General features: G+C 43.8%; 23 protein-coding genes and 1 riboswitch. Of the genes, 14 read left to right on the forward strand and 9 right to left on the reverse strand.

All coding sequences use genetic code 11. The features are described 5' to 3' along the window. Positions 1 to 26: 26 nt before the first annotated feature. Genes OA79_RS14655 through OA79_RS14665 form a run of 3 tightly spaced genes read right to left on the reverse strand, consistent with a single transcriptional unit; the run spans position 27 to position 2,735 of the window. A complete protein-coding gene (locus tag OA79_RS14655) occupies positions 27 to 620 on the reverse strand; it encodes an SIS domain-containing protein (protein ID WP_063333984.1) in 594 nt (197 codons plus the stop codon). A 5-nt stretch (positions 621 to 625) separates the two neighbouring features. After that, positions 626 to 1,012, reverse strand: coding sequence for a YraN family protein (locus OA79_RS14660; RefSeq protein WP_063333985.1), 387 nt, complete (start codon positions 1,010 to 1,012; stop codon positions 626 to 628). Next, positions 960 to 2,735 (reverse strand): penicillin-binding protein activator, encoded by a 1,776-nt coding sequence (locus OA79_RS14665; RefSeq protein ID WP_231908884.1) that lies wholly within the window; start codon positions 2,733 to 2,735, stop codon positions 960 to 962. Before OA79_RS14665 ends, OA79_RS14660 begins: the two co-directional genes overlap by 53 nt. A gap of 112 nt (positions 2,736 to 2,847) precedes the next feature. On the opposite strand from OA79_RS14665, the gene rsmI reads away from it, so the two are divergent. The 6 genes from rsmI (at position 2,848) to thiH (ending at position 9,793) form a co-directional block, all read left to right on the forward strand. After that, positions 2,848 to 3,711 carry a 16S rRNA (cytidine(1402)-2'-O)-methyltransferase gene (gene rsmI / locus OA79_RS14670; protein WP_063333986.1) on the forward strand — a complete coding sequence of 288 codons (864 nt, stop codon included), beginning with the start codon at positions 2,848 to 2,850 and terminating at the stop codon, positions 3,709 to 3,711. Positions 3,712 to 3,794: 83 nt separating this feature from the next. Next, positions 3,795 to 3,899, forward strand: a riboswitch (TPP riboswitch). A gap of 185 nt (positions 3,900 to 4,084) precedes the next feature. After that, positions 4,085 to 6,127: a phosphomethylpyrimidine synthase ThiC gene (gene thiC, locus OA79_RS14675; RefSeq protein WP_082825486.1), complete on the forward strand. Its 2,043-nt coding sequence runs from the start codon at positions 4,085 to 4,087 to the stop codon at positions 6,125 to 6,127. Between the two features lie 16 nt (positions 6,128 to 6,143). Beyond that, positions 6,144 to 7,664, forward strand: a complete 1,521-nt coding sequence (gene thiE / locus OA79_RS14680; RefSeq protein ID WP_063333988.1) for a thiamine phosphate synthase — start codon at positions 6,144 to 6,146, stop codon at positions 7,662 to 7,664. Continuing rightward, positions 7,648 to 7,845: a sulfur carrier protein ThiS gene (gene thiS / locus OA79_RS14685; RefSeq protein WP_063333989.1), complete on the forward strand. Its 198-nt coding sequence runs from the start codon at positions 7,648 to 7,650 to the stop codon at positions 7,843 to 7,845. The genes thiE and thiS overlap by 17 nt, the downstream gene beginning before the upstream one ends. Positions 7,846 to 7,847: 2 nt before the next feature. Next, entirely contained in the window at positions 7,848 to 8,627 is a 780-nt protein-coding gene (locus OA79_RS14690) for a thiazole synthase (RefSeq protein ID WP_063333990.1), read from the forward strand. Then, entirely contained in the window at positions 8,624 to 9,793 is a 1,170-nt protein-coding gene (gene thiH / locus OA79_RS14695; RefSeq protein WP_082825487.1) for a 2-iminoacetate synthase ThiH, read from the forward strand. Before OA79_RS14690 ends, thiH begins: the two co-directional genes overlap by 4 nt. On the opposite strand, the gene OA79_RS18260 is transcribed toward thiH, so the two are convergent. Continuing rightward, entirely contained in the window at positions 9,776 to 9,925 is a 150-nt protein-coding gene (locus tag OA79_RS18260; protein WP_156486280.1) for a hypothetical protein, read from the reverse strand. The genes thiH and OA79_RS18260 overlap by 18 nt on opposite strands. A 38-nt stretch (positions 9,926 to 9,963) precedes the next feature. Between OA79_RS18260 and OA79_RS14700 the strand changes: the two genes are divergently transcribed. Next, positions 9,964 to 10,410 carry a hypothetical protein gene (locus OA79_RS14700; RefSeq protein ID WP_063333991.1) on the forward strand — a complete coding sequence of 149 codons (447 nt, stop codon included), beginning with the start codon at positions 9,964 to 9,966 and terminating at the stop codon, positions 10,408 to 10,410. Positions 10,411 to 10,484: 74 nt separating this feature from the next. On the opposite strand, the gene aroA is transcribed toward OA79_RS14700, so the two are convergent. Beyond that, the gene (gene aroA / locus OA79_RS14705; RefSeq protein ID WP_063333992.1) at positions 10,485 to 11,765 is read right to left on the reverse strand and encodes a 3-phosphoshikimate 1-carboxyvinyltransferase; all 1,281 of its coding nucleotides are present in this window, start codon (positions 11,763 to 11,765) and stop codon (positions 10,485 to 10,487) included. A gap of 310 nt (positions 11,766 to 12,075) precedes the next feature. On the opposite strand from aroA, the gene OA79_RS14710 reads away from it, so the two are divergent. Together OA79_RS14710 and OA79_RS14715 are read left to right on the forward strand one after the other, a co-directional pair. After that, a complete protein-coding gene (locus tag OA79_RS14710) occupies positions 12,076 to 13,974 on the forward strand; it encodes a TonB-dependent receptor plug domain-containing protein (RefSeq protein ID WP_063333993.1) in 1,899 nt (632 codons plus the stop codon). A 21-nt stretch (positions 13,975 to 13,995) separates the two neighbouring features. Next, the gene (locus tag OA79_RS14715; RefSeq protein ID WP_063333994.1) at positions 13,996 to 15,069 is read left to right on the forward strand and encodes a hemin-degrading factor; all 1,074 of its coding nucleotides are present in this window, start codon (positions 13,996 to 13,998) and stop codon (positions 15,067 to 15,069) included. Positions 15,070 to 15,156: 87 nt separating this feature from the next. Here the strand turns inward: OA79_RS14715 and OA79_RS14720 are convergent, their stop codons facing one another. The 3 genes from OA79_RS14720 to OA79_RS14730 are packed head-to-tail and all read right to left on the reverse strand — an operon-like array spanning position 15,157 to position 17,944. Beyond that, positions 15,157 to 15,951, reverse strand: coding sequence for a heme ABC transporter ATP-binding protein (locus OA79_RS14720; RefSeq protein ID WP_082825488.1), 795 nt, complete (start codon positions 15,949 to 15,951; stop codon positions 15,157 to 15,159). A gap of 20 nt (positions 15,952 to 15,971) precedes the next feature. Further along, entirely contained in the window at positions 15,972 to 17,033 is a 1,062-nt protein-coding gene (locus tag OA79_RS14725) for a FecCD family ABC transporter permease (RefSeq protein ID WP_063333995.1), read from the reverse strand. Then, positions 17,030 to 17,944, reverse strand: coding sequence for a heme/hemin ABC transporter substrate-binding protein (locus OA79_RS14730; RefSeq protein WP_063333996.1), 915 nt, complete (start codon positions 17,942 to 17,944; stop codon positions 17,030 to 17,032). Before OA79_RS14730 ends, OA79_RS14725 begins: the two co-directional genes overlap by 4 nt. Positions 17,945 to 18,089: 145 nt before the next feature. Here OA79_RS14730 and OA79_RS14735 point away from each other — a divergent pair, with 145 nt between their 5' ends. The 4 genes from OA79_RS14735 to OA79_RS14750 all read left to right on the forward strand — a co-directional run bounded on the left by OA79_RS14735 (position 18,090) and on the right by OA79_RS14750 (position 23,182). Next, positions 18,090 to 18,989, forward strand: a complete 900-nt coding sequence (locus OA79_RS14735; protein WP_063333997.1) for an aldo/keto reductase — start codon at positions 18,090 to 18,092, stop codon at positions 18,987 to 18,989. 167 nt (positions 18,990 to 19,156) lie between these two features. Then, positions 19,157 to 19,672 (forward strand): molybdopterin-dependent oxidoreductase, encoded by a 516-nt coding sequence (locus tag OA79_RS14740; protein ID WP_063333998.1) that lies wholly within the window; start codon positions 19,157 to 19,159, stop codon positions 19,670 to 19,672. A 16-nt stretch (positions 19,673 to 19,688) separates the two neighbouring features. Continuing rightward, the gene (locus tag OA79_RS14745; protein WP_063333999.1) at positions 19,689 to 22,094 is read left to right on the forward strand and encodes an ATP-binding protein; all 2,406 of its coding nucleotides are present in this window, start codon (positions 19,689 to 19,691) and stop codon (positions 22,092 to 22,094) included. Continuing rightward, the gene (locus OA79_RS14750; protein ID WP_082825490.1) at positions 22,091 to 23,182 is read left to right on the forward strand and encodes a response regulator; all 1,092 of its coding nucleotides are present in this window, start codon (positions 22,091 to 22,093) and stop codon (positions 23,180 to 23,182) included. The genes OA79_RS14745 and OA79_RS14750 overlap by 4 nt, the downstream gene beginning before the upstream one ends. A 57-nt stretch (positions 23,183 to 23,239) precedes the next feature. On the opposite strand, the gene OA79_RS18565 is transcribed toward OA79_RS14750, so the two are convergent. Next, complete coding sequence (locus OA79_RS18565) at positions 23,240 to 23,749, reverse strand: YchJ family protein (protein ID WP_063334000.1); 510 nt, start codon at positions 23,747 to 23,749, stop codon at positions 23,240 to 23,242. Positions 23,750 to 23,829: 80 nt separating this feature from the next. Here OA79_RS18565 and sbcB point away from each other — a divergent pair, with 80 nt between their 5' ends. After that, positions 23,830 to 25,284 (forward strand): exodeoxyribonuclease I, encoded by a 1,455-nt coding sequence (gene sbcB / locus OA79_RS14760; RefSeq protein WP_063334001.1) that lies wholly within the window; start codon positions 23,830 to 23,832, stop codon positions 25,282 to 25,284. The last annotated feature ends 4 nt before the right edge of the window (positions 25,285 to 25,288 follow it).

Below are 25,288 nucleotides of genomic sequence, written 5' to 3' on the forward strand. Positions count from 1 at the left end.
GGCGTCTTAGTGACTTGTTCATGATATTAGTCTTCATAGCCAAATAGCTGTCTTTCCAGTAAGTCCACCAGAGTATGAATGACGGTGATTTGGCATTCATGGACTCTTGCTGTCCCTAATAAATTGACCTTAATTTCAGTGTCATCTTGTGATGTCAAAGAGGAAATGTTTTTGGCTTCTGGGCTGGTTAAGGCCACCACGCTCATTTTTCGCTCGTGTGCCGCTTGGATGGCTTGAATGATGGGGGAAGTGTTGCCTCGGTTGGCAATTACAAAGAGGATGTCTCCTGGATTACCAAGCGCAGTAATCTGCTTAGAGAAAACGTCGTGGTAACTGTCATTGTGAGTGATTGCCAGAATCGAAGAGCCTTCGCCGCTTAGATTGATCGCGGGTAGTCCGGGTCGCTCTCTGTCCATCTTGTCCAGCAGTAGGGTGCTGAAATACTGCGCTAAATGTGAACCTGTACTGTTACCGATGCAAATGATTTTTCCGCCCGATGCGATGCTATTGAAAATGACTTTTCCAGCATGTTCTATGTAGGGCGGAAGGCTTTCCAATGCCTGCTGTTGTGCTTCAAAACTTTGTGCAAATTGCGTGTATATTGCTTCTTGAAAATCCATAGTGATTAAAATACTGCTTTAAGCCAAGTTAAATGTTTATGGTCAATTTTTATATCAAATAGTACGGCATCAAAACGACTGGAGGCGTCGATTTTGTTGTTTTTTTGTAGCCATAATGCGGCGCTATTGCGAACTTTCATTAACTTTGATGCGGTTAGGCTTTCAGCCGCAGTCCCATGAGTAGGGTCTGCTCGAAACCTAACCTCAACAAACACGTAGGTTTGTTGGTCAAGAAAAATCAAATCAATTTCGCCTGTTCGGCAGTAGAAATTACGCTCTACAAAAGTTAATCCTTGGCGACACAAAAAAGCTTCAGCGGCTTGCTCTGCTTTTTGGCCGTTATTCTTCGCTACTGCCTTCTTTGTTTTGAAAAAACTGCTTACTGCGCGCATAAACCAAGTTCCCTCTTCGGTAGGTCATTATCTCAGGTCGCTTATGAAAAACGCCTTTATCATCCATGGTGATAATGCCAGTGTTAGCCGAAATTTTAGTGCTTTTCAGTAACGCAAACAGTTGGTATTTGTTTGCCAATAAATAGGAGTCTGCGCCCATTGCTTGTAGTCGACGTAAAATGTTTGAGCCTGGGTTAGTCGGTAAGGCGCTGGCGGTCTTTTTACTGGACGATAATGCGGGTAATTCCGTAAACAAGATACGCTCAATATCCTCAGCTTTCCCATTTTTGTCTGGCGCACTGTCGTTTAAGCTGCTTGTGGCCAGCATTGGCACAGCGTCTGCGAAATAGAAGTCCAACAAAGGACGAATTTGTTTGGCGTCGTTTAGTTTGCCAACATAAAAGACGTAATCTAGGTCTTGTCTTGGTCTAGCGATGCTTTCTACCTTGCTACCAGTCCATTTTTCAATGGATCTTCGACGAGACGTACTTTCGTTAATTAACAGTAGCTTTTGTACGGCATTCTGTCGCCCTTGTGGGGTGTTGGCGTAGGATTGCGTTGAGGTAATGGTAACGTGCTCTTGTTCAGCAGCTTGAGTAAACTCATCATTCTGTTTCAGTGCCCAAGTATCTTGAGTGCTTAATACCGCGGCTTTAGTTGCGCCTTCTTGTTTGGCAAAGCTAATCAACTCATGAATTTCGTCTTCCGCGTTGAGCGAAAAATGAAACAGATTGTTAGCGGCCTTGTTAAAGTCTAATTGGTTTAGGGCAATGACTGGATATGGCAAGTTTAGACGACTGATTTGTGCGACGTTATTTTTTTGCAGTGGTCCAATAATAATATCCGGGGTCATCTCATTGGCGGCTTGTAGAGCATCATTGATGTTATTGAATTGGTCTACATCGACGATATTAACCTGTGGGCGCTTTTCTTTTTGGTTGTAATAGGTGGCAAAAAAACCGTCAACAATGGCTTGTGATGCGCGTTTTAGTTTGCCTGTCATTGGTAACATCAACACGACTTTTTCTGGTGCCATTTCTTCAACGGACGCCATAATCTGAAAGTCTTGTGGTGGTGTAATCGCAGCAGGATGGTTGGCGTTTTCTTGTTGCCAGTTTTGGTAGTAGGCTAACTGTTGCTCAATGGATAGAGACTGATCGCGTAAAATATTACTGATGGTTAGCCAGCCATTCAGGATCGGCTGTTGTTCTTGATATAGGCTATCAATTTCATTTTGTGTGAGGTTTTGAACGGCCAGCCAAAGTTTTGCTTGATTGGATTCTCCTTCATCAAGTGGCAGGCTATAGCTTAACGCCATTCTTAGTTTGACGGCTTCAGGCCAATTGCCAAAATGTTCTAAAATGCTGGCGCGTGTTTCTTGGAGTGCATTTTGTTTGTCTGGATGACGAGCAACGGGCAGTAGTTCGGCTTTATTCAGTTGATCGAAGGCGTCTAAAGCATTGTCTAACTGGGCGTTGATGTTTGCCGCTAAGAGAAAGGCGTCAAATTGAACCGAGGATTTTTTGCCTAAAACAGTTTTTTCTAGAATAGAAATGGCTTGAATGTAATTGCCATTATCATAGTTATTTTGAGCTTGCTGTAGGGCATCACGAATGGCTTGATCTGAGCTCAAGGCCTTTTTCGGTTGGTAAATACTAGGCGGTAAAGTGCGCTCTTGGTCAGCTGTGTTTTGCTGCACTCGTGTGGCGTTTTGTTGCGGCATATTTAAATTCGCGGAATTACAGGCCGCCAGCAGAAAAGAGCAGAAGGTTAATGATATGATGCGGTAATTATATAGGCTCATAATCTTAAAAATGACAAATGAAAGAGGCATCATGGTATCACATACTTCGGATGAAGTGAGAGGGTCGCTGTATATAGTTGCGACACCAATAGGCAATCTAGACGACTTTACCAAGAGAGCGGAAGAAACTTTACGCAATGTAGACTATATCGCGGCGGAAGACACTCGCCACACGCGTCGATTATTGAATCATTTTGGCATTGAAGCCAAGTTATTTTCCGTACACGATCACAATGAAAAAGACAAAGCAGAATACGTCGCCAGTTTGCTATCAGAAGGTAAAAATCTTGCTCTAGTATCGGATGCAGGTACCCCGTTGATTTCAGATCCGGGTTACCATTTGGTCTCTAGCTTAAGAGCGTTGGGTCATAAGGTTGTGCCTGTTCCGGGTTCATGTGCTGTGGTTGCGGCTTTGTGTGCATCTGGTTTGCCAACGGACCAGTTTTTCTTCGCAGGTTTTGTGCCAGCGAAGAGTAAAGCGCGTCGTGATGTGTTTGCTTCTTGGGCGAAACAAGCAGGCACCGTGGTGTTCTATGAATCGACGCACCGTATTTACGATTCCATTGGAGACCTCGAGGTCGTTTATGGCGATCAAGCCAATTTGGTGTTGGCTCGAGAAATTACCAAAACATTTGAAACCTTTTTATCTGGCTCGCCTAATCAGATTTTGCAGCAGTTTGATGAAGATGCGAATCAGATGAAGGGTGAGTTTGTGGTAATGCTGAATTTATCTCTGCCAGAAGAAGATGAATCACTCCAGGAAGCCCGTCGAGTATTGGCTTTGTTGTTAGAAGAATCTTTGCCTTTGAAGCAGGCGGCCGCGATCGCTGCTAAGTTCACTGGTGGGAAAAAGAATCAACTCTATAAATTGGCGTTAGAGATGCAGCAGGACTGAGTTTGTGTTGTCATGGGCTCATTCATTTAACTCTCAAGACTAAAAAACTGGGTTTACAAGGACGTTTGAATAAGTATACTCGTCATTACTTGTCGGAGTGCCATTTGGCTGAGATCGCATAATTGAATGCGGGATCCGCAGAACCTGATCGGGTTGATACCCGCGTAGGAAACAAGAAAGTCATACTTTTTCTTATCTGCATCGAATGAACTCCTGTTTTGTTGAATTGTTTTCGATGCAGCCAGTCACTCGTCTATTTCAATTCTATCATTTCAGGATTCCATGTTTGCCTAGTCTGATTTCTAAATCAGTTCGTTAGGCTGAACAGCACCCCAGACAAGCAATTCTCACGTTATTAAAAAGGGAAATGCTCATGTCTAGTCACAATAACAAAAAGCCAAGCAAGCAGTCACGCGAAGAGTCTCGCTTGGCTGCAAAAGCCTTTATCGAATCACTTCAAGCCACACCTTTTCCAGCCTCGGAACGTATTTATCTAGAAGGCCATCAGGATGGAATACGCGTCCCAATGCGTAAAATCAATCTCACGGATACGCCGATTGGTTCGGATCCAGACAAACTCACCTTTGAGCCAAACGAAGCCATTTTTGTATACGATTGCTCAGGGCCTTACGGCGATCCACAGGAAAAAATCGATGTTCATCAAGGGATCAATCCATTACGAGCCAATTGGATTGAAGAGCGTGATGATACTGACATGCTTTCAGTGGTCAGCTCAAGCTTTACCCAGTCTCGATTAGACGATGGCAAGTTAGATGAATTGCGGTTCCAGCATTTGCCCAAAATACGCCGAGCTAAGTCTGGTCAATGTGTCACCCAAATGCACTATGCCAAAAAGGGAATAATCACCCCTGAGATGGAATACATTGCGATTCGTGAAAATCAAAACTTGCAAGCCATCAAGAGTGAATTGCTGCTTAAGCAGCATCCGGGCCAAAGTTTTGGGGCTAACCTGCAAGATAAAATTACCCCGGAATTTGTGCGAGATGAGGTGGCAAGAGGTCGTGCCATTATCCCCAATAACATTAACCACCCAGAATCTGAGCCGATGATCATCGGCCGCAATTTTTTGGTTAAGGTGAATGCCAACATTGGTAATTCTGCGGTCACGTCTTCCATTGAAGAAGAAGTGGAAAAGCTGGTTTGGTCGACTCGATGGGGAGCGGATACCGTAATGGATTTGTCCACCGGTAAAAACATACACGAAACCCGAGAATGGATTTTACGTAATTCCCCCGTTCCTATTGGCACTGTGCCGATTTATCAAGCCTTGGAAAAAGTCGATGGCATTGCGGAAAACTTAAACTGGGAGGTATTTCGTGACACCTTGATTGAACAGGCGGAGCAGGGTGTGGATTACTTCACAATCCACGCTGGGGTTTTGTTGCGTTATGTCCCACTGACGGCGAAGCGCCTGACTGGCATTGTGTCTCGCGGCGGTTCGATTATGGCCAAATGGTGTTTGGCGCATCATACGGAAAGTTTTTTGTATGAACGCTTCCGTGATATTTGTGAGATCTGTGCCGCATACGATGTGGCGTTGTCATTAGGCGATGGCCTGCGTCCTGGGTCTATCATGGACGCCAACGACGAAGCACAAATGTCGGAATTGAGAACGCTAGGCGAATTAACAAAAGTGGCTTGGGAGTACGATGTGCAAGTCATGATTGAAGGGCCTGGGCATGTGCCGATGCAGCTAATTGAGCAGAACATGACTGAACAATTAGAGCATTGTCATGAAGCACCTTTTTATACTTTGGGGCCATTAACACAAGATATTGCCCCGGGTTATGACCACATTACCTCAGGTATTGGTGCCGCTCAGATCGGCTGGTACGGTTGTGCCATGTTGTGTTACGTGACGCCGAAAGAACACTTAGGTTTGCCAAACAAGGAAGACGTAAAGCAGGGCTTGATTACCTATAAAATTGCCGCTCACGCCGCGGACCTTGCCAAAGGTCACCCTGGGGCGCAGGTTCGCGATAATGCGCTTTCGAAGGCGCGTTTTGAATTCCGCTGGGAAGATCAATTTAATCTGTCTCTTGACCCAGAAACCGCGCGTGCTTATCACGATGAAACCTTGCCTCAAGCATCTGGTAAAGTGGCGCATTTCTGCTCTATGTGTGGTCCAAAATTCTGCTCGATGAAAATTACCCAAGAAGTGCGAGATTATGCGGCGGGATTAGAAGCGAATGCCATTGATTTAGTGTCCATAGAGGAGGATAACCCGATTGCTGGCATGCAAAAAATGTCTGAACAATTTCGTGATTTAGGCAGCGACGTGTATCTGACGACAGACAAATTTGATTCAAATTTATTGGCTGAATCGTCAACAGATGAGGTGTCAGTGGCAAGCAAAACGGCTTCGACAACGGACCTTGAAACAGGGCAACCTTAAAGTAGGAGCTGAGATAATGTCAAAACCTCCTGTTATTTTGTGTGTTGGCGGGTCTGACTCGTCGGCACACGCAGGATTGCAAGCCGACTTACGAACAGGGCAAGATCTAGGATGTCATGTTCAATCGATCGTGACCTGCGTCACGGCGCAAAATTCCAAAGTCGTTGACTCGGTTGAGCCAGTCAGTGTGGCGATGTTTGATGCGCAATGGCAGACGCTGTTGGATGATGTGTGGCCGCAAGCCATTAAAGTGAGCTTGTTGCCCAATCATGAGTTGGTGGTCGCGTGTAGTAAGTGGTTAGCAACCGTAAAACAACAACACCCTGAGATTAACATTGTGTTTGATCCTGTCATGGCGGCCAGCAGTGAAGCAGGTAATCGGTTACAGCAAAGTGAGGCGGCGGTTGATTTACTGACTTTGATGCTGCCTTATGTGGATTATATCACCCCGAATTTGTTGGAATTTGAAGCGCTAACGCAAATTTCGGCGCATCAATCGGTCAACCAAACCGCCTTTCAAATCACTGAAAAATATGGCGTTAACCAAGTTTCTTGGTTGTTGAAAGGGGGGCATCATGAGGACGCCACCGCGACGGATTGGTGGTTTAAGGGTGAAAGTGTGTGTGGTTTTTCAACGCAAAAACTGTCTGTTCACAATACTCGTGGCACAGGCTGCACAATATCAACCGCCTTGGCTTGCTTTTTGGGATATGACTACCTTGCTGACGATGCGATTACGATGTCAAAGGCCTACATTACCGGTGCGCTTAAAACTGGTGTGCAAATAGGACAAGGAGCCGGCCCATTAGGTAGACCAGGTTGGCCGGAGCAGATTGACAATTTACCGGATATTGTGACCGCTGACATAGGGTTGGGGCAATCTCATGTATTTGCAGAGATGGATGTCGATTTAATGGGCTTGTACCCTGTTGTGGATTCTATTGAATGGTTGGCATTGGTGTTGAAGCAAGGGGTTCGCATTGCCCAATTGCGCATCAAAGACGCCGATTCAACTCAGCTTGATGAGCAAATTCAACAAGCAGTCCGATTGGGAAAAACCTACCAAGCACAGGTGTTTATTAATGATTACTGGGAAAAGGCCATTGAATACGGTGCTTATGGCGTTCACCTAGGACAGGAAGACTTGCTGGTGGCTGACTTAGCGCGCATTCAGCAAGCGGGTTTGCGTTTAGGGGTTAGTACTCATGGCTATTTTGAAATTGCTCGAGCTTTGGCCTTTAACCCCAGTTATATTGCTTTGGGTCATATTTATCCAACACAAACAAAGCAAATGCCATCGCAACCTCAGGGGCTTGAGCGTCTGCAGCATTATGTCAATTTACTCAAAGGTCATTACCCTACGGTCGCCATTGGCGGGATTAACTGCGAACGTTTTGCTGCTGTTACGGCCACAGGGGTAAACAGTGTGGCTTTAGTCACTGCTATTACCTTGGCTGAATCCCCTGAGCAGGTGACTCGCTATCTGATTGGAGTGTTTGAGCAATCAAGGGAGGTCATAAATGAAAATATTTCTTAATGATAAACCGTTTGAATTTGATGGTCGTCATGTTCAAGACTTAATTAATGTTTTGCAAAAAGAGTCTGCTGGTGTAGCGGTCGCCATAGATCAAAACATTATTCCTCGCAGCGCTTGGGCGACGACCGATCTGCTTGCATCTTGCCGTGTGTTTATTTTTGAATCCATTGCAGGAGGTTAGCTATGACACCATTGATTATTGCAGATCAAACGTTTGGCTCGCGTTTATTTGCCGGTACTGGAAAGTATGCCAATGCCGAGGCAATGACAGAGTCTCTGTCGGCCAGTGGCACTGAGTTGGTGACTCTATCTCTGCGGCGTTTGGATTTACAGCATCAAACTGACAACATTTTGAAACCCTTGCAAAACATGGGCGTAAAGTTACTGCCTAATACCTCCGGCGCAAGAAATGCGAAAGAGGCTATTTTTGCATCCGAACTGGCTCGCGAGGCGCTGCAGACGAATTGGGTCAAATTGGAAATCCATCCAGACCCACGTTATTTGATGCCAGATGGCAATGAAACCTTAGCAGCAGCAGAGGCGTTGATAAAAAAAGGCTTTGTGGTGATGCCTTATGTGCATGCGGATCCTGTTTTGTGTAAGCGTCTGGAAGAGGTCGGTTGCCAATGTGTGATGCCGTTAGGCTCGCCAATTGGATCGAACATGGGGCTAGCGAGTCGCCCCTTTTTGGACATTATTATCGAGCAGGCCAATGTGCCGGTGATTGTGGATGCCGGAATTGGTGCGCCATCGGATGCCTCATTGGCCTTAGAGATGGGCGCGGATGCGGTTTTGGTGAATACCGCGATGGCTGTGGCGAAACAACCGAAACAAATGGGCAAGGCGTTTCGGTTGGCCGTTGAAGCGGGTCGATTAGCGTACGAATCCGGATTGGGTGAGAAGCGGTCTGATGCAGCACATGCCACCAGCCCACTGACCGAGTTTATTGGGGCGTTATCATGAGTAAAGCCTCTGTTGTGCGTGTTGTTGAGCAGAGCCCAGCCATTGCAGGTCAGTTCAGTCAGGTGCTTGAGGGGATGGACTGGCAAACGATGACTCGCAGTCATCAAATGAAAACCGAACAAGATGTGATTCGGGCTCTGGCAAAAGATAAGCTGGACGTAGACGATTTTTCGGCGCTAATTTCGTCTGCTGCAGCACCTTATTTGCTGGAGATGGTGAGCAAAAGTGAACGTATCACTCAGCAGCGTTTCGGCAACACGATCAGCTTATTTGCGCCGCTGTATTTGTCAAATACCTGTGCCAATGAATGTACTTACTGTGGTTTCTCTATGTCGAACGCCATTCGCCGTCTGACACTTAATGAGCAGCAAGTCGATGCTGAGGTGGCTGCTATTAAGGCGAAAGGGTTTGACCATATTCTGTTGGTCACAGGTGAAACAAACAAGGTCTCTATGCCGTATTTTGAGCGTATGTTACCGCGCATAAAGCCCCATTTCAGTCAGCTCTCTATGGAAGTTCAGCCATTAGAAAAGGCGGATTATGAGCGGCTTCAGCAATTGGGATTGGATGCGGTCTTGGTGTATCAAGAAACCTACCGACGTAAAACCTATCTAGAGCATCATTTGCGGGGTAATAAAAGCAATTTTAATTACCGCTTAGATGCGCCGGATCGTATTGGTCAGGCTCAGATTCATAAAATAGGTTTAGGAGTGCTATTGGGCTTAGAGGATTGGCGTACTGACTCTATTGCCATGGCTCATCACCTGCGCCATTTGCAAAAGCGTTATTGGCGTAGCCGTTTTAGTGTGGCTTTTCCGAGAATTCGTCCTTGCGAAGGAGGGATCGAGCCTAAATCCGTGATCAGCGATCGCCAATTGGTTCAATTGATTGCTGCTTGGCGGTTATTTGATGCGGATTTAGAAATGAGTTTGTCGACACGTGAATCGCCTAGCTTTAGGCAGCATGCTGTAAAAATGGGCTTCACCACCATGAGTGCTGAGTCTAAAACTCAGCCCGGAGGTTATGCCGAAGAAGCTCAGCCTGCTTTGGAACAGTTTGAGATAAGTGATGAAAGAAGCGTCGTTGACATTGCGGCGATGATTCATGCCCAAGGGAAAGAGGTGGTTTGGAAAGATTGGGACCCAGCCTTAACAAGTCGTTCCTAATTGGGGTAATGTGCATTCATTGACGGTTTTATTTAGCTTGATGGATACATTCATCAGCTTGTTGACGTCATGCTGACAAGCTTTATCACTCTCTCCTTGGTCTTTGGTTCGGTTTGACGTAACTCTAGACATAATGTCTTCATCGCAAACAGAACGATCGAGGAGAAAGTATGTTGACCAATAAAAAAACTGGCATGATTGCCGTGACATGTTTGGGTATTGCGCTTATTGCTGGTGTGGCAATGAAAGCCTTTGCTGAGTCGGAGGAAGTAAAAATGGCGGCACCTAATCATGAGCAATTGGCGGAGCGCATTGCCGATAAGTTGGGCTTGGACAGTGATGCAGAGCATAAAGTGTCAGCATTGTTTGAACGAGATGGTCAAAAAATACGAAAAATCCAAGAGCAACTTCATAAAACTCAAGTCGCATTGAGTCAGCTTACGCCCAATTCAAAAGGTTATTTGAAGCAAGTGGATACACTGGCGGATAAAAGCGCTAAGCAAACTAAGGCGTTAACCATGGCGTACGCGGAGAATCGTGCGTCTTTGTATGAGTTACTGACACCGAAGCAGATTGAAAGGTTGGAAACGCCAGCGGCACCAGATAATGTAAAATAATTCGTAATAAAAAAGCCTCAGTGACCTAGGAAATAATGCATAGGCTACTGAGGCTGGATGACGTTAGTCATTCTCTACGATTGAGTCACTTCATTGAATAATTCAAAGTAGGTTGGGAAGGTCTTAGAGGTACAGCCTGGATCATTGATTGTCACAGGGGTATCTGAGAAGGCTACCAATGAGAAGCACATCGCAATGCGGTGATCATTGTAGGTATCGATTGCCGCGTGTTTTAAGGTTGTTACCGGTGTGACACTAATGAAATCTTCACCTTCAATCACTTCAGCACCAAGCTTTTTAAGCTCTGTGGCCATTGCACTTAAACGGTCTGTTTCTTTTACGCGCCAGTTATAAATATTACGGATGCGAGTCGTGCCTTCTGCAAACAGTGCTGTCGTAGCAATTGTCATGGCGGCATCTGGGATGTGGTTCATATCTAGGTCTACGCCTTTCAGCGTTTGACGTTCTGCTTCTATCCAGGTCGGACCATAGGTGATTTTCGCCCCCATTTTTTCCAGTACTTCAGCGAACTTCACGTCCCCTTGAACACTGTCTGTACCAACGCCATGCACTTTGATTTTTCCACCAGCAATCGCCGCTGCCGCTAAAAAATAAGATGCAGAAGAGGCATCACCTTCGACCATGATTTCGCCAGGGCTTTGGTAAGTTTGCTGACCTTTGACGATAAAGGCTTGGTAATTTTGGTTTTCCACCTCGATACCAAATTGCTTCATAGCGTGTAATGTGATGTCGATGTAAGGCTTAGAGACTAATTCTCCATCGACCTTAATAGTGAGGTCTTGTTGCGCCAAGGGAGCGCTCATTAAAATAGCAGTCAAGAACTGACTTGAAATGTTGCCTTTGATGGCAACTTCCCCGCCGTTTAATCCATTAGCCTTAATGCGCAGCGGTGGGTAATTCGTCTCGCCTTCATATTGAATGTTTACACCAAGCGTTTTCAGGGCATCGACTAGGTCGCCAATCGGACGTTCGTGCATGCGAGGCTCACCATGCAAACGAAATTCACCTTGACCAAGGCATAGTGCTGCGGTTAGTGGGCGCATGGCAGTGCCAGCATTGCCCAAAAACAAGTCACCGAAATCGGCTTGAATAGGGCCACCCAGACCTTCTAATACACAAGTCGTGCCTTGATCTTCTAGGCGGTAGCTTACGCCCAATTGAGTCAGGCTCTCGAGCATATGACGAATGTCATCACTGTCTAATAAATTAGTGATTCTGGTGGTGCCTTTGGCAAGCGTTGCCAGTAACAAAATGCGGTTTGAAAGACTCTTTGAGCCTGGAATTTGGATTTCGCCATCAGCCTTAGAAAGTGGGCCAAGAGTTATAGAGTTCATGTTTGTATCCATCACAGTGGTTTAAGTTTTTTGTTAATGAGCGCCTAGTGGCTAAATAAATAAAGGGTCAATGTATGGCTCAAAAATATCCCGTCTGTAAGTGGTCGCGTCGCTCTGTATAAGAGGTCAGTCTTGAATGAGGGCTAGTATACCTAGGATGTTAGGTGATGTCATTTGCATAAAAATGACACATTGAGGGAAATGTGCAAATAATTTGTTGAAAATAATGATAGTAATCATTATCATTTAGGTTAAGGGTTGCAAGGAGTGCAAGTTGTATATCATCTTTCAACTTTCTTAGGTTTTAAAAATGAAATTTAATAAAAAAAAGTTAGCTATTTTAATTTCCGGTTGTTTCATTACAGCAAATACTTTATTGGCGAATGAGACAACGGATTTGGATTCATTGATCATTTCAGCGAAAGCGCCTGTTGATCAAAATAACTATTCTGGCTCCGTTAGTGTCATTACGGCTGATGACATTAAGTCTAGTGGCGCAACGGATTTAGCTGATGTAATCAATTTATCTCCCAGCGTTCAGCTCGTTTCCACTTATGTCAATCCATCGCCAGCCGCTCAAATAAGAGGTTTTGGTACGGATCAAGTTTTGATTTTGGTAAATGGCAAACGTATCCCAAACATTGACCGTTCCGTACCTAGAGAGCCTGCGTATCGTTATGGGTTGGTGCCTTTAGCTAATATTGAAAAAATCGAAATTATTCGTGGCCCTGCGTCCAGTCTTTATGGTGCTGATGCCTTGGCCGGGGTAATTAATATCATTACCAAAAAATCAACCGCAGAATGGTCTGGCTCAATCTCTCTTTATGGAGAAGTAATGGACAATGCCAATGGCGGAGATAGTCAAGGGGTAAGTTTGTCTGCTTCTGGCGCGGTAACAGATAATATTGATTTATTGGTTTCTGGACAAACCAGTGATAGAGATGAAATTCGAGATGATGACGATTTGGCCAGCTTACAATCGTCTAAAGACCTTGATAACTATCAAGCCGTGATTGGAATCGACTTGAATAACGGCGATCGTATTGAACTCAGTACTCTTCAATCTGATGACAATAGTAAGGAATACGACGCTTCGGGAGATGAAGATGACACGACTGACGTCGAAACCAAGATATTTACTGTCGAGTATTTAACTGAAATAGCCAATTTTGACAGCACGGTTTCTTATTCGACTGGTGAGTCGAATGTACTTGAAGCCACCCGAGATTGGACCGTTAAGGAAGACAGTTTTGCTTTTGATACGCAAGGTTATTTAAATGAAAAAAATTATCTGAGTGTTGGGTTAACTTATCGCGAGGAAGAAGCCATTCGTGACGACACCACGACGTTTCAAGACAAGGTGGATTCAACGACCTTAGCGGCACAAAATGTGTTTAAGATGACGGATAAGACAAGTATTACATTGGGCGTGGCATTTGATGATCACAGTAAATATGGTAGCGAGGTTAGCCCTAAAGTCAGTGTCTTTAATCAGCTAACACCTGTTTTAGGGGTGAAAGCTAGTTATGGTAAAAGTTATCTTGCGCCTTCTATTAGTCAAGGCTCTTCTAATTACGTGGTAAATGGAGGGTCGAGTCGCTATTTTGGGAATGATGATCTTAAACCTGAAACGGCGAACACGCTTGAGTTAGGGGTAACATTCCAGCAGAGTCATTCCCAAGGTGCCATTACTTTGTTTCGCTCTGATGTAGAAGATCTTATCAGTACGGAAGTAGTGTCATCAACGGGGATTACTACAATTAGGCAATATGAGAATGTTCAATCGGCTATTCTACAGGGTGTAGAGTTCACTTGGTCGATATTTAATGACTTAGACACTCAGAAGCTTAGCTTGAGTTACACTTATCTTGATACTGAAAATGAGTCTAATGGTAAGGCGTTAGTGGATCGTTCGGATCATCTTGTCAAAGTAAACTACCTTCATAAAGATCTATATTCAGGTTTTGATCTAGATGCACAAGCTCGTTATGTTGGTGACCAGTTTACTAATGAGGCTAATACAGAGATGTTAGAAGGGTATTTCGTGGCCGATTTGGGCGTTAGTAAGCAGATATTGGATAACACCAGATTGCGATTTGGTATTAATAATCTAACGGATAAGGTTGTGATGATTCAACCGGCGCGAGAATCGGAACGCTACCTGGAAAGCGGACGCTCTTTCAAACTGTCACTTACTTCAACCTTTTAATGAAACACGTCTGGAGTTGTTATGTCTATTAAGACGTTATTTGACAGATCAATTGATAATGCCTCTTTGCAGGAGAAATATGCCGCATTGAAGCAAGACCAACCAAATATGAGACAGCGTGACGTCGCGACTCAATTGGAAATGTCTGAGGCAGAAATGGTCTATGAGCAGTTGGGTGTGCAGAGTCTTTACTTTAATGACGATTTTGCCAATTTGCTTAAAGATCTACCAAGTTTGGGTTATGTCATGATTTTGCTACGTAATGACTTTGCTGTTCATGAGCGTAAAGGCGTTTATGAAAATGTCAAAGTTGGTGGGCCAATGGGGATGGGGTTAATCATTTCATCTGATAACCGTATCGATTTACGGTTATTTCTAAAACGTTGGAAGCATGGTTTTGCGGTTCAAGAAACATTGCCTAACGGTAGTCGTTTTAGTCTTCAATTTTATGATGAAAATGGCGTGGCTATTCAGAAGTTGTATTTGCAAGAAAGCAGTAATGTTGAAGCCTATATGAGTTTGGTCACAAAATATCGTCATTCAAATCAGCAAGTAAGATTGAGCATTGTTAAGAGATCAGAAGGCGTTGCTAGCGAAGCGCAAGAGATAGACCAAATGGCACTATACCAAGACTGGTCAAATATGACAGATGTCCATCAATTTGTTGGTTTGCTGAAGAAATATGCAGTAAGTCGAGAACGGGCGTTTGATTTGGTCGGTGAAGAATATGCTCAGCCGTTTGACATAGGGAAATTGAAAGAGGTGTTGATTACAGTAGCGGATCAGCAAGTGCCCATTATGTGTTTTGTAGGGAATAAAGGTGGCATTCAGATTCACTCTGGTGTCATTCATTCGATTGTTGAGAAGGGAGATTGGCTGAATATCCTTGACCCAGAGTTCAATTTGCATTTACTTATGAGTGGTATAAACCGTGGTTGGTTAATTAGAAAGCCAACGTCTGATGGCATTATTACTTCATTAGAGTTGTATGATGGAACTGGAAATCAGGTGGCGCAATTCTTTGGTAAAAGAATAGAAAAAAGCCCGGAAAACAAAGATTGGCGGGCTATTGCTGAAGCTACGCTTGTTTCGTAATTGCTCATTAAGTTGAGTCGACCTAAAAAAGGGAGTGCTATTTAGCACTCCCTTTTTTATTTAAATGTGTTCCTAATTCAAATGGTATTATTGAATCGAATCCAATAATACTGTGGGCTGAACGTCAGGTGATGAATGAAAAAAATCTCCTTTGACGCCATAGACCTTATCTAAATGGTGTCTTTGTAATACTTTTTCCGCAGTCCCTTGTGTAATCACTTCTCCATGATTGAGTAGAACCAATTGGTCGGCAAAATTTGCTGCAAGAGATAGGTCATGTACAACGGCGATCACCCCTATGTTTCTATTGGTAAGAGTTTTGGCAAGAGATAGAACTTGATGCTGATGATAAATATCAAGGCTGGAGGTAGGTTCATCCAACAGTAGAAAACGTGGAGTGTCTTGTTGATAAGGAAACCACAGTTGTGCCAATACTCGGGCTAACTGCGTACGCTGTTTTTCTCCTCCTGATAGAGTCATAAAGTTTTGATCATGCAAGTGCGATATCGACATATAATTCATGACATCTCGTACAATCTTTGCCATATCTTGCCGAGTTATGAGATGCTCGAAAGCATAACAGCCCATTGTCACAACTTCGGATACGGTAAAGCTAAATCCCATCTCATAGGACTGAGTCATAACAGCTCTTATTTGAGCAAGTTCTGCTGCAGAATATTGAGCAATGTTTTTGCCATTTAAAGAAACGTGATTTGAAACCGCTTCAAAATCACCACAGCAAGCCTTTAATAATGTGGATTTTCCTGCACCATTTGGCCCAATTAAAACCGTCAGCTGATTGGGTTCAGCGGTCAATTGAACATTTTTTAGGCAAGGCTTACCCATGAATGAAATTGATAAGTCATGTGCGATCATAGACATGATTGATACCCTAAAATGAATTAATTGAATCTTTGAGTTTGCTTATACAACACGTAAAGGAAAAAAGGGCCACCTAAGGCGCTGGTGACTAAACCAATCGGCACTTCTGCGGGGGGAATGGCAATGCGTGCAATAATGTCTGTGAGGGTTAAAAAACTGGCTCCCAACAACATGCTGGTTGGCAGTAAAAACTTATGATCTGGGCCTATCAAAATACGAACAAGGTGAGGAATAACAAAACCAACAAAGCCAATCATGCCGCTAATAGAAACTGCCGCCCCAATAGCGATGGCCGTGAACAAAAAGACTTGTTTCTTAAGCTGTGCAACCTGTACGCCAAGATGCTCTGCCTGAGCTTCGCCAAGGAGGTATAGGTTAAGAGGCCGAGCAAGGCGACTTAAGCCAACTATGCTAATACCAATCAAGAGCAATACTGGTAAGGTAAGTGACCAATTATTACCGCCAAGATTCCCCATGGTCCAAAAGGTTAATTCTCGTAACTCTTCATCGGTACTTATTAACGTTAAGATGCCAATAAAAGAACCGACTATTGCGTTCACAGCAATTCCAGCTAGTAACAAGGTGATGATAGTAAATTGACCATGTTGATTACTGAGTTTATAGATAATGCCGCAGACGCCAAGGCAACCTAACATCGCGCCTATTGGTAGTGCATATGGGCCAAAATAGGACATTGCATTTGGGAACATACTGTTACCAAGTACAATAATGACGACGGCGCCAAATGCTCCGCCTCCAGCAACGCCTATTAAGCCGGGGTCCGCTAGAGGGTTGCGAAACAGGGCTTGCATGGCGGCACCGCACATACCTAATGCCGCGCCAACCGCCATGGCCAGTAAGGTACGAGGTAAGCGAATTTCCAGTAAAACATTCGTGCTCAGAGCATAATGTTGTGTTCCTGTGATGTTAAGCAGATCTTGAAATATTTGATTAAAAGACAGTGGCATCGCACCGATCGTGATGGACAAAATGGCGCTTAATATAAGTAGGCCAAGCGTAAAAGGCTTGGCCATAAATTGCTTTTTGCTACGCTCAGCGCTCAGCGTTAGAGTGTCTGTCATGAGCTGTGTCCGGTATTGATCTGCTGCTCGTTGTCATAACGAAATTGATAGCCTTGTGGCAAAGGAAATGCGCCATGAATCATAGTACCTAATTCAATAATGGCTTGCGGTGTTCTTGGCCCGAACCCCAATAAATATCCGCCATCGATACTGTATACAGCGTTATTTTTAACGGCCTCAGTGTACTTGAAGTGGGCTAGTTTAGCGACCGCGTCTAATGTTGCATCAGGACGATTCATGACCACTATGACATCTGGGTTTAGCTCAAGAGCGGCCTCAGGGGAGAGCTTTACCCAACCCTTTTCGTTTTCTAGTGCATTGTTGCCACCTGCTGCCGTGATCGTAGTGTGGGCAGAAGTATGATTGCCAGCGGCAATGGGGGCACCATTTTGTAATGTAAGTAGGAATAACACTTTTGGTTTGTGTTTTGACTGCTTATTAAGCTTGTCATTGGCATAGGCTAGTGCGTCGATGTCCAGTTGAATCTCACTAATTAAATTTTCTGCTTTATTCTCAACTTGTAATAGTTTACCTACTGTGCGGATTTTGCTTTTTATGGCGTCAATTGAATCATCTTCTTCAATGATGACTGTGTTTAAGCCAACTGCACGAACTTGTTCTAATGCTTTACTTGGACCGGTATCGCTCTCGCCAATTAACAAGTCTGGTTGTAAGGAGAGTAAGCCTTCTACCGAAATGTTTCTTACATAGCCCAGTAATGGGTGTGTTTTATCGGCGGCTTGGTATGTGCTGGTGGAGTCAACCCCAACGATTTTATCTTGTTCTCCTAGTCGATATATGATTTCAGTTATCGAGCCTCCTGCGACGGCAATGCGTTCAGCAGCATGCAGGGGAGGCATTATTATCAAGGTTAGTAAGAAACCAGTAAGGTAAGAGGAGAAGCGCTTCATAGTATATCTCAAAGTAATTATTATGATGCAAATGATAATTACTTGTAAATGAAAGTCAATTCTATATTGCCTTTGGCTCTATTGTGGATTGAGTTTCTTGGTATCTTATTTAGAATGGGCGCACTCAACTAAAAGGATAAAATGAATGAGACATCAATATCATCCATTAGGTTTTGAGGGATCTCGCATTGCTCAAGGTTTTTGGCGTTTACAAGAATGGGGCTGGTCTGCACAAGACACATTGGCTTTTGTTGAACAATGTTTGGCGCTTGGCGTGACCACATTTGATCATGCGGACATTTATGGTGACTATCAGTGTGAAGGCTTATTTGGTGAGGCGTTAAAGCGTAAACCAGAGCTTCGTGACAAGATGGAAATAGTCACTAAATGCAGTATTTTATTGCCTTCCGAGCAACGTCCAGAGATAAACGTGCATCGTTACGACTATCGTAGTGAGCATATTTTGGCGAGTGTGGACCGTTCGTTGGAGAATCTGCAATGCGAATACATTGATACTTTGCTGTTGCATCGCCCCAGCCCTTTAATGGATGCGGATGAAGTGGCACAAGCATTTGATCATTTGTTTACTTTGGGTAAGGTGAAACATTTTGGAGTATCAAATTTCACACCGCATCAGTTTGACTTGCTTCAATCTCGTACAGATGCCCCATTAATTGTTAATCAGGTTGAATTATCGCCATTGGCATTGCAACATTTTCAGGATGGTACTTTGGAGCATATGCAGCAGCATGCTGTAACACCAATGGCTTGGTCGCCTTTTGCTGGTGGTGATTTGTTTAGTGGGCAAACAGAGCGAGCCCAGCGAGTGCGCAATTTGCTTCATGAACTGGCAGACAATATGGGCGCTTCAGTGGACCAGATTGTTGTGGCTTGGCTGTTAAGGCATCCAGCAGGCATCTGTCCTGTGATGGGATCCGGTAAGATTGACCGTTTACAAAGTGCGGTTGAGGCTTGTCAAATTCGTTTAAGTGATGATGATTGGTTTCGGGTTCTCATCACGTCACAAGGTCATGATGTGCCATAAAAGCAAGTATTTAGATGTCTTAAAAACCGCCTAGAGCGGTTTTTTTTGTATCTAGTGTTGCCCTTTGTTTTGCTAGGTAGAGAAAGCGTAGCGTTTCGTAATTGTCTAGAGGAAAGCGATCTTGGTTTATTTATACTGCTGAGTAATTTGAATTTACGAGGTAGGGTATGACTAAATCCAGTGTTCTAGCGTGCATCACTTACATTTTGTCTGCGGTCATAGGCATGACAGCGACAGCGGCCAGTTTACCTGAGCCAACAGGCAAGGTGATCTTAACGGTTTCTGGCCAAATTACTCACACTAATACCGACCATAATACGGCCGAATTTGATCGTGACATGTTGTTGTCGTTGGGAGCCTTTGATTTAGAAACGGTTACCCCTTGGACGGAAGGATCTGATTTGTATCAAGGTCCGATGTTGAGCTCTGTCTTACAAGCTGTTGGCGCAATGGGAGTTAGCTTAAAAGTGTCCGCTCTGAATGATTACAGTGCGAAGATGCCGATTTCTGATGCGTTTGATTTTGACGTTCTGTTGGCTATGGATATGAATGGTAAGCCGATGTCGATTCGTGATAAAGGGCCATTGTTTGTTCTTTATCCTTTCAGTGACATGCCTGAGCTTAATAATGAAGTAATACACAATCGCTCAGTTTGGCAGATTAAAGCGATGCTGGTTGAGTAATCGATTGATGAGGCCCATGTTGTTTCTGAGACCGCTGCGCTCTGTTGCGGAAAAACGCTCATCCATCTATCTATTGGTGAGTGCTGCGTTCATTTTTCTAGCCGTCACGGCAGGCATCTTTTTTGAGTTAGTCGAGCGTCAGAAAGTCATCATGTCGGCTGTCGAGGAAGATGCTTTGTGGGCATCTTATCAACTGGATAGAGAAGCATTAAAACTCAGAAATGCTTTAAAATTACTGGAAGATCAACCAGACGAAGAGCGTCTTCAAGAAGCGAAAGATCGCTTTGATATTCTCTACAGTCGTTTAAATATTGTTAAGTTTGGCCAACTTAAGCAAGTGTTCCAACGATTGCCGAATGCCGATCAGGTGACCGAAGTTATCTCCAATAAATTAACGTATCTCGATTCATTATTGTTTGTTGATGGCGAACAGGTTGATGTAGAAAGAGCGCTTAAGGAAAGTAATAACATTTTAAAAGCTACTGAATCCATCGTCTTAGATACGCTTACGTTAAGATCGGCTGAAAAAGTGGAGCGAAGAGCCGTATCTTATGATTTGTTTATCAAATTGGCCAGTTTGATTTTTGTATTGGCCATTACGGTGATGTTCATCATCTATATGTTGTTCAGACAATTGCGCATTGCAACCGAATCCTACCAAAAATCCATAGAGCTTACCGATGAATTAGAGCAGGCTGTTCAATCAGCGGAAAAGGCTCTTAAGGTGAAATCAGAGTTCATGGCGACCATGAGTCATGAAATTCGTACGCCAATGAATGCCATTATTGGTTTTAGTCATCTACTCTTAGATGAGGCATTAGAGAATAAGGTTCATGATAGGGTGAAAAAAATCCAAACCTCGGCCGATGCTCTGTTACATATTATTAATGGCATATTGGAGTTTTCAAAACTGGAATCAGATGGCGTTGAGTTGGAAGAGGCAGAGTTTCGTCTAGACCAAGTGTTGGAATACGTTTTTCAGGTCAATGCCGAGATGGCCTGTAAGAAGAATCTTCATTTTAGTGTTAGCCGTGATTTTGAGTTATCTAATCATTTGATTGGTGATCAAACGCGGCTTCAGCAAATCATGATTAATTTGCTAAGTAACGCCATTAAATTTACCCAAGAAGGGCGAGTTGATTTGCGAGTAGGCTTGGCTGACACAGGTCAACTGCTTATCGAAGTACAAGATACCGGTGTTGGAATCGGTAATAACATGGATGTGTTCGAGCCCTTCAAACAAGCGGATAGTAGTACGACGCGTTTGTTTGGTGGTACTGGATTAGGGTTGAGTATTACTCGCCAGTTAGTGGACTTATTTGGTGGTGAATTGTCCTATGTTAGCGCTGCAGGGGCTGGTGCCTTGTTCAAAGTCGTTATGCCATATCGACCTGTGGATTTAAAAGGCCAGCAAAACACCAAATTGGTTTTGTTAAAAGAAGACGCGTATCTAGTGGACTTTCTTTATGAAAGCGGCATGGAAAATATTGTTTTGATGGATGCAACCGAGGTCGTTGGGCATTTTTCCAGTCAGTCAAAAGACTTAAGTGTTAATGCCATTTTAGTGAGTTATGACTACTTCTCTCGATCTAAGCAACAAAACCCTAGTTTGTACCGTATGTTGAAAAATCAGGCGGCCATATATTGCAAACAAGATATGTCTCAACATACTGAATCGTGTTCGGTTTTGGTGACGCCAAAACAGGTTGAAGAACTAAAAAACAAGAACAGGGTTTTGTTGTTTGCTGATGATTGCGATGACGCATCAGGAAAAGGTGAGTCACTAGAAGCTCACTTTATGAAGAATAAACGCATTTTATTGGCGGAAGATAATGTTGTGAATGCCAATATTGTAAAGGCCATTTACAACAAAATGGGGATAGCACTGGATTGGGCTGAAAATGGCGAGCAAGCCTATGCTAAAGCCATAGAAACTCCTTATGATTTAATTTTAATGGATATACGGATGCCTATTATGGACGGCTATCAAGCCACTCAGCTAATTCGAGATAAATTAGGAGATCAAGCTCCCATTATTTTGTGTTTAACTGCGGATGTGGTGAATGTCGATGGTGCCGAAAAGGTAGATACGTTATTTGATGATGTTATGTATAAACCGCTTGATCATCATATGTTAATTAAGAAAACCATAACCTTGCTTACGGCAAAAGAAGCGATGCGCCATGTGCAGGCAGTCATACCCAATGACCAACAAGAAAGGTTGGCTGAAATCGAAGTTATAGAACAACTCTTAATAGTCGGTGATGTGTCCTCTGAGGAAAAAGTGAAGGGGCTGTTACTCTGGTTGACGGACAAGGATCAACGGGAAATCCTTCAACAGGTATTGGCCTACATCAAGGATTATGACTTCCAAGATGCCATTAGGGTTTTGCAAGAGTTGAAAAGGTTATATTTATCATGAGTTTACACGGACAAAAGCCAATGAATATGATGACGAATAACATTAATACCTTCACAGATAAGAAAAAAGTGTTGATCGTAGATGATGTGCCAAGAAATATTGATTTGCTCAAAGACATACTGGCTGAACATTATCAGGTTCAGGTAGCGAAAAGTGGGGAAGTGGCGTTAAATATTATTGCGACCAGTGCGCCAGATATTGTCTTATTGGATGTCATGATGCCTGGGATGAGCGGTTTTGAAGTATGTGAAAGGTTAAAAAGCCAAGAGCAGACGGCTGACATTCCGGTGATATTCTTAACGGCTGCAACCGATATGCAAAATGAAATAGAAGGCTTCAGGGTTGGGGCCGTTGATTTTATTACCAAGCCAATTTCACCCATGACGACTTTGTCTAGAGTGTCAACTCACTTGAAACTATCGGAAAATGATAAGCAAAATAAAGCCATTATTGCCGCCCGTACTCAGCAATTAGACGATGCCCTTGAATCAGCGGTAACCATGCTGGGTGAAGTGGGACATTTAAATGATTCTGATACTGGTATTCACATGTGGCGCATGGCCGATTACAGCGCTGCGTTAGCAAGAGCAGCAGGCTGGAAGGAAGAGCAGGTTGAGCTATTACGCTTAGCGGCTCCCATGCACGATACCGGTAAAGTTGCGATTCCTCACTCTATTTTAAAATCGCCTAATAAGCTAACGGATGAAGAAATGGACATCATGAAGTCTCATACGGTGGCGGGTTATAATATTCTAAGTAAAAGCAATGCCCCATTATTTCAATTGGCCGCGCAGGCCGCACTTGGGCATCATGAGAAATGGGATGGATCTGGTTACCCCTATGGTTTGGCTGAGGAAGCCATACCTCAATCGGCTCGAATTGTGGGCATGGCCGATGTCTTTGATGCGCTTACTATGGAGCGTTCTTATAAAAAGAGTTGGACGATTGAAGAGGCATTGGCACATATCGAGACTTCTTCGGGATCTCACTTTGATCCAGAATTAGTACGTTTGTTTTTATCCATTGAAGATGAACTGATTAGTATCCAGCAAAAATGGCATTTACGAGAAGTAGAGCAGGCAAAGTAAGGCTTTTAAAATAAAGCCTTACTTCATCGACTAAAAGGTCATGACAAGGTCGACCATTTAGGCAATTGCACAGCACTTTTTGTACTTTTTACCTGATCCACATGAACATGGGTCATTACGACCTATCTTCATTTCATCGGATTTGATCAAAGGCGTGTTCTTTTCTACCTCATGCTCACCAGATAGGTAAAACCATTGACCTTTTACTTTTTTGAACAGAGAGCGTTCACTAAGGCGTCCTATGTGCTTCCCTTCTTTGAAATGAGCAGAAAAAGATACCATGCCGGTTTTGTCTTTTTCTAAACCCTCTTCGGTATCGTTGATTTCGAGTTTAATCCATTGGGTGTTTTGATTGCTTTCTTCTATGTCATTGGCGTTTTGTTTTGGGTCTTCTTTGAGTTTTTGAGTAGTCGCAATGTACTCAAAATCACCAATCGCGAATGCGGTATACCGTGAACGCATTAAAATTTCCGCTGTTGGCGCGGTACCTGGGTTGTTATGGTACATACCACAGCACATTTCGTAGGGATTGCCCGTTCCACATGGACAATTCACTGGGATTGGCATAGAACAACTCCTCTCATCGCCAAAAACACTTTAAGATGCGTATAATACGGTTTTTCTTTAACGGCTAACAGGAATTATTTGTGACTGCAGCGGGCCCAACGTCATTTTTTTGGTTTGATTTTGAAACAACAGGGACGGACCCAGCGAGAGATCGTCCTATGCAATTTGCCGGCATTAGAACCGATCTCAATTTTAACCCTATCGGTGAACCTGTTATGTTTTACTGCCGTCTGGCAGAAGACACATTGCCTCAGCCAGAAGCCTGTTTGTTGACTGGCATTAGTCCGCAGGATGCGAACCGAGAGGGTTTGTGTGAAGCGGAATTCATGCAAGCCGTGGAAGCTGAACTCTCCCTTCCTGGTACCTGTGCACTCGGTTATAACACCATACGATTTGATGATGAAGTGGTGCGTCACGGGTTTTATCGTAACTTTATCGACCCATATGCCCGTGAATGGCAAAATAATTGTTCTCGTTGGGACATGATTGATCTGGTTCGTATGACGTACGCCATGCGCCCAGATGGTATTGTTTGGCCAAAGAAAGAAGATGGCCAAGTATCCATGAAGTTAGAGGACCTGACTAAGGCAAACAACATTGCTCATGAGCAAGCGCACGATGCCTTGTCAGATGTGTATGGCACCATTGAAATAGCAAAATTGATTCAAGATAAACAACCTAAATTATTTGCTTACTATTTTAAAATGCGCCAAAAACATGAATTGCAGCAATTCATTGACCCTGTTCGTATGAAACCATTTCTACACATTTCTGGCATGTTTGGACAGGCACGACATTATGCAGCGTTTGTGGTGCCTATTGCGCCTCATCCAACCAATAAAAATGGCGTGATTGTGTGGGATTTAATGGCAGATGCTCAACCTCTTTTAGAGTTAAGTGTGGAGGAGATTCGCCATCGTGTTTTTACCCGACAAGATGAGCTTGGCGAGGTGTCTCGTTTGCCTTTAAAAGTGATTCATTATAATCGTGCGCCAGCGGTGGCACCTGCTACCTTCTTAAAAGACGAACAGGTTGTGACCCGGCTTGGTCTAGAGGGTGATAAATGCCGTCACAATCTTGCCATGATAAAACAGCATACTGATTTGGCGGCGAAGCTAAGCGATGTGTTTATCCAAGAAGAGCGTAAGATTGATAAAGATCCAGATTTAATGTTGTATTCAGGTGGTTTCTTTTCTCGAGAAGATAAAACCAGAATGGAGACCATTCGATCAACACCAGCAGCGCATTTAGCGGAATTGAGTTTGTCCTTTGATGATCGACGTTTACCTGAAATGTTGACGCGTTACATTGGCCGTAACTATCCGGAGCAATTAACTGAACAACAACGACAGGAATGGGAAGAGTATCGTCAAATTCGCTTGTTAGAGGCGGATGGTGGTGGCTCTATTACCATGGCGCAATATTTTGATCGTCTAAATGCCATCGCCCAAACACCCGATTTGTCGAGTCAGCAACAAATCATGCTGCAGGATTTAGCAGACTATGCGCAAAGTATTTACCCAATGGATATGTAAGGCA

This window comes from Marinomonas sp. TW1 (genome assembly GCF_001625355.1).
GTDB lineage: Bacteria > Pseudomonadota > Gammaproteobacteria > Pseudomonadales > Marinomonadaceae > Marinomonas.

What these genes read in the sequence shown, in the direction of transcription:
- thiE (WP_063333988.1), top strand. Translation starts at nt 6,144, where the DNA reads ATGTCAAAACCTCCTGTTATTTTGTGTGTTGGCGGGTCTGACTCGTCG.
- OA79_RS14655 (WP_063333984.1), bottom strand. Translation starts at nt 620, where the DNA reads ATGGATTTTCAAGAAGCAATATACACGCAATTTGCACAAAGTTTTGAA.
- OA79_RS14660 (WP_063333985.1), bottom strand. Translation starts at nt 1,012, where the DNA reads ATGCGCGCAGTAAGCAGTTTTTTCAAAACAAAGAAGGCAGTAGCGAAG.
- thiS (WP_063333989.1), top strand. Translation starts at nt 7,648, where the DNA reads ATGAAAATATTTCTTAATGATAAACCGTTTGAATTTGATGGTCGTCAT.
- OA79_RS14690 (WP_063333990.1), top strand. Translation starts at nt 7,848, where the DNA reads ATGACACCATTGATTATTGCAGATCAAACGTTTGGCTCGCGTTTATTT.
- thiH (WP_082825487.1), top strand. Translation starts at nt 8,624, where the DNA reads ATGAGTAAAGCCTCTGTTGTGCGTGTTGTTGAGCAGAGCCCAGCCATT.
- thiC (WP_082825486.1), top strand. Translation starts at nt 4,085, where the DNA reads ATGTCTAGTCACAATAACAAAAAGCCAAGCAAGCAGTCACGCGAAGAG.
- rsmI (WP_063333986.1), top strand. Translation starts at nt 2,848, where the DNA reads ATGGTATCACATACTTCGGATGAAGTGAGAGGGTCGCTGTATATAGTT.
- OA79_RS14750 (WP_082825490.1), top strand. Translation starts at nt 22,091, where the DNA reads ATGAGTTTACACGGACAAAAGCCAATGAATATGATGACGAATAACATT.
- aroA (WP_063333992.1), bottom strand. Translation starts at nt 11,765, where the DNA reads ATGAACTCTATAACTCTTGGCCCACTTTCTAAGGCTGATGGCGAAATC.
- OA79_RS14745 (WP_063333999.1), top strand. Translation starts at nt 19,689, where the DNA reads ATGTTGTTTCTGAGACCGCTGCGCTCTGTTGCGGAAAAACGCTCATCC.
- OA79_RS18260 (WP_156486280.1), bottom strand. Translation starts at nt 9,925, where the DNA reads ATGTCTAGAGTTACGTCAAACCGAACCAAAGACCAAGGAGAGAGTGAT.
- OA79_RS14730 (WP_063333996.1), bottom strand. Translation starts at nt 17,944, where the DNA reads ATGAAGCGCTTCTCCTCTTACCTTACTGGTTTCTTACTAACCTTGATA.
- OA79_RS14715 (WP_063333994.1), top strand. Translation starts at nt 13,996, where the DNA reads ATGTCTATTAAGACGTTATTTGACAGATCAATTGATAATGCCTCTTTG.
- OA79_RS14735 (WP_063333997.1), top strand. Translation starts at nt 18,090, where the DNA reads ATGAGACATCAATATCATCCATTAGGTTTTGAGGGATCTCGCATTGCT.
- OA79_RS14740 (WP_063333998.1), top strand. Translation starts at nt 19,157, where the DNA reads ATGACTAAATCCAGTGTTCTAGCGTGCATCACTTACATTTTGTCTGCG.
- OA79_RS14665 (WP_231908884.1), bottom strand. Translation starts at nt 2,735, where the DNA reads ATGCCGCAACAAAACGCCACACGAGTGCAGCAAAACACAGCTGACCAA.
- OA79_RS14700 (WP_063333991.1), top strand. Translation starts at nt 9,964, where the DNA reads ATGTTGACCAATAAAAAAACTGGCATGATTGCCGTGACATGTTTGGGT.
- OA79_RS14710 (WP_063333993.1), top strand. Translation starts at nt 12,076, where the DNA reads ATGAAATTTAATAAAAAAAAGTTAGCTATTTTAATTTCCGGTTGTTTC.
- OA79_RS14725 (WP_063333995.1), bottom strand. Translation starts at nt 17,033, where the DNA reads ATGACAGACACTCTAACGCTGAGCGCTGAGCGTAGCAAAAAGCAATTT.
- OA79_RS14720 (WP_082825488.1), bottom strand. Translation starts at nt 15,951, where the DNA reads ATGTCTATGATCGCACATGACTTATCAATTTCATTCATGGGTAAGCCT.
- OA79_RS18565 (WP_063334000.1), bottom strand. Translation starts at nt 23,749, where the DNA reads ATGCCAATCCCAGTGAATTGTCCATGTGGAACGGGCAATCCCTACGAA.